Source organism: Shewanella inventionis, assembly GCF_014641855.1.
Classification (GTDB): Bacteria; Pseudomonadota; Gammaproteobacteria; order Enterobacterales; family Shewanellaceae; genus Shewanella; species Shewanella inventionis.
The window spans coordinates 1-3,458 of sequence record NZ_BMII01000085.1; the positions used below are offsets into that span (position 1 = coordinate 1).

The 3,458-nt window shown below is 40.7% G+C and carries 1 protein-coding gene and 1 pseudogene; both read left to right on the plus strand.

Annotated features, from left to right (window positions below; all coding sequences use genetic code 11):
* The first annotated feature begins 524 nt into the window (after nucleotides 1-524).
* Nucleotides 525-872: a UvrD-helicase domain-containing protein gene (locus IEW93_RS21590; RefSeq protein WP_188741259.1), complete on the plus strand. Its 348-nt coding sequence runs from the start codon at nucleotides 525-527 to the stop codon at nucleotides 870-872.
* A 128-nt stretch (nucleotides 873-1,000) separates the two neighbouring features.
* Nucleotides 1,001-3,334 (plus strand): annotated as a pseudogene (locus tag IEW93_RS21595) (Tn3 family transposase); the annotation flags it as partial.
* Between the last annotated feature and the right edge of the window lie 124 nt (nucleotides 3,335-3,458).

Below are 3,458 nucleotides of genomic sequence, written 5' to 3' on the forward strand. Positions count from 1 at the left end.
AAAACCGAATATCGTTACATTGTCAGACTCGCTGCTTTATTCAGAGTCTTAGGGGCATCTGGTGATACAGATGGTTCACTCTTATCGCGGTGAACAGCGCTTCATACGACCTCAGGTCGCACGTCCAAAAGTGAGTTACAAAGAGATACGCTTTCAGTTGTCATAAACTGACAATTCTTAATTATAGTATCTAGGTGCCGTTCCGATTTGTCAGACTATGGGTACATTTTATGTCAAAGTATGGTTATATCTTTTCTGGAAATCATTATTGAAAGCTGGAAGTTGCCTATGTCAGACTTTGTTTACAGCGACACTCTGACTGGCGTGAAGAAGTTAAGAGGTATTGGGGTGATAAATCGTCTAAGTAAAACTTGATCAAACTCGTAATCTGCCGAGTATTATTCAACCATAATGCACGAAATTAATGTTCAACGTCCAAATTGGCACTTCAAACGCGCAAGAATGGAGTGTCGTGCTGATATTCTTGTGAAATATATCTAGGGCCGACATATTTAGGACACATCGTGAGTTTAAGCACTGAACAAGACGCAGTAACAAAGAGCTTGAAATACCATAACCTTGTTTTGGCACTGCCTGGTGCTGGTAAAACTCATACGATGATTTCATTCATCAGTAATCTGGTCGAAAATCCACTACATAAAGTAATCGCTTTAACGTTCTCCAATGCATCAGCTGCTGAAATGAAGTCGAGAGTAGGTAGATTGGTTAAGGGGCACAAACGTAAGCAAATCTTTGTGTCTACCTTTCATTCGTTAATTTGGAGTCAAACCAAAAAGCATCCAAACTTCAGTGGGCGCAAATTGTTAACGGGTTCGAGTGGTCAGCGAGTCACTAACTTTATGGGGTTCTAGGGATTTTCCCCTCTAAAGTAACATAAATCGCCATACTCACGATATCTAAAGGCATACAAAGGTGGGTTACTTCTCCAAAGTATGGCAAATTATGAGGTTAACTACCCCTTAAACTTAACGTAATTCCTATGGCTATAAAAAACGAACTCTCAATTCTTACCAAAGCTGAGCAGCTTGATCTATATTCTCCGCCACTATTAACCCTTGAACAGCAACGATTGTATTTTACGCAAAACGAGATCGAGTTAACAGAGTCGAAAAGCATTCGCCTAAGGAGCCATCGATGCTATTTCATTGCGTTATTAGGGTATTTTAAGTCTAAGCCTGTCATTCTTTCACCTAGCTTTAACCTCATCTTTAACGATATGCAGTTTATTTCAACGCAAGTTCAAGGAGGCAAAGGGCTCAGGCCTTTCAGCATAAATAAGATGCAGCGTGACCGTATTTATCAAAGAATACTGAGGCTACTAAACTATCAGAAATGGGAAGAAAGTCTGCACTTTGCGCCGTTGTACGATCATCTTGTAATGGTCGGCAAAGCTTGGCTTGAGCCTCGTTATCTATTCGATGCAGCCGCTGAATCTCTAGCAACTCATAGAATTGCCATCCCTAAATATACTGTCTTACAAAAGCTTATCAGTCGTGTTATCCAACAGGTAAAGAAGGGGTTAAATAATAAGCTTCGTATTCATGTTTCATCTGAACTACACGAATTTCTAAATACTATTATCGATGACAAAGATGGGCTCTCCTTAAGCCAGCTTCGAGCAGGTGCAAAAAGCGTTATGGTGACAGAGCTAAAAAAAGAACTGATTGTTTATCATCAGTTACAGCCTTATACAAGACAGATTGATGATGCTGTTAAGGACTTAGCCTTATCGTCTAAAAACCAACAACACTTCGGTGAAATGGTGGATTATTATGGTAGTAAACTAAAACGCTTTAAGCGTCCACAGCAACACCTATGGTTGCTGTGTTTTCTGACTCAACGCATACGGCAAAGCTTAGAGCGACTGACTGATGGTTTTATTCATCATATCCGGAAACAACAAGAAGCTGCGCATGCGTTTGCCCAACAGGCAGTGTTTGATTCATGGAGGTCAGCTGCGGACAATGTCACCAAAGCTGCAGAATTACTCCATCTGTTTGTTGATGACAGTATCGACGATAATCAACCATTTGCAACGGTTAGGCAACAAGCATTAAGTGTAATGAATAACCAAGATATAGAAACGCTATGCCTGTACTTAAAAAAGCAAAAACGCACAGTAGAAGAATATCAATGGCAATATTATGATGATCAAAACACCTTACTTGAACAGTTATTAAGGCCCGTGTTTCTATGTCTTGAATGCCAAGCAGGTAAAGGCTCAGAAGTATTGGTGACACAGCTCAGAACCACAAAAACAGAACTATTAGCAGGTAATACATTGCAAACAATGGATAGTACACTTATCCAACAAAAACATCGTCCATGGTTACTCAACAACGATGTTGTTCATCCACAGCGATACGAATGGTTGCTTTACCGTCAACTGGCTTCTCGGCTTAATGGTCGAATTTACTTATCAAACGTCACTAAATATCGTGCGCTAGAAGACGACTTAATTGCATCGTCAATACAGTCTGATCTATTGGCATCGTCAACGTTGGAAAAGCTAAAGCAGCCGATTCAGAAGCTACTGCAAGTAAAACAAATACGCTTAGCAACATCCCTAGAAGATGTTGCTCGTCACATTGATAATGGTGATAACCGCAATGTGATCATGAAGAGCCGAAGTGGCGCACGATGGCGACTGCCAGTTAAAGGCTCCCGATCATTTGTCAACAACCCCTTCTTTAAACAGATGATCCCCGTCAGTATTGCTGATGTGTTGCGTTATGTTGAACAAGAAACCAACTTTATGCAATGCTTCGCACACGTGCTGCCAATCCAAAAACAAGTAGGCGCCAATCAGGATGATTTATTGGCTATTCTCATTGCGAATGCGACACATCGTGGCGTATATGGGATGGCACAAATATCTGATCGCAGTTATGAGCATCTAAGCACTATACAAGCTAATTATATTAGGCCTGAAACCTTGCAAGAGGCAAGTGATATCATCAATAACGCAGTAGCGGCACTCCCTATTTTCCGTCACTATCACATCCAAGAAGACGTCCTACACGCCAGTACCGATGGGCAAAAATTTGAAACTCACCTTGAGACTTTTAAAACTCGCTACTCCTCGAAATACTTCGGCACCAACAAAGGTATTACGGCCATGACGTTAGTTGCCAATCATAGTGCGTTAAATGCCCGTATAATAGGATCTAATGAGCATGAGTCCCATTATATTTACGACTTACTACAATCTAATACTAGTGATCTTAAGCCTGACGTACTCTCAACCGACACCCATGGTGTTAATCATGTTAATTATGCCTTATTGGATTTATGCGGTTATAGTTTTGCGCCTAGTACCATTTCAATTTAGTTATGATCGATTGAGCTACCATTCCAATGGTAGCTCATCGGTCTTTATTAATACTTTCAAAGAACGACTTTCTCTCGGCGTTCGGCTGATCAATTTGTCTGTTTCT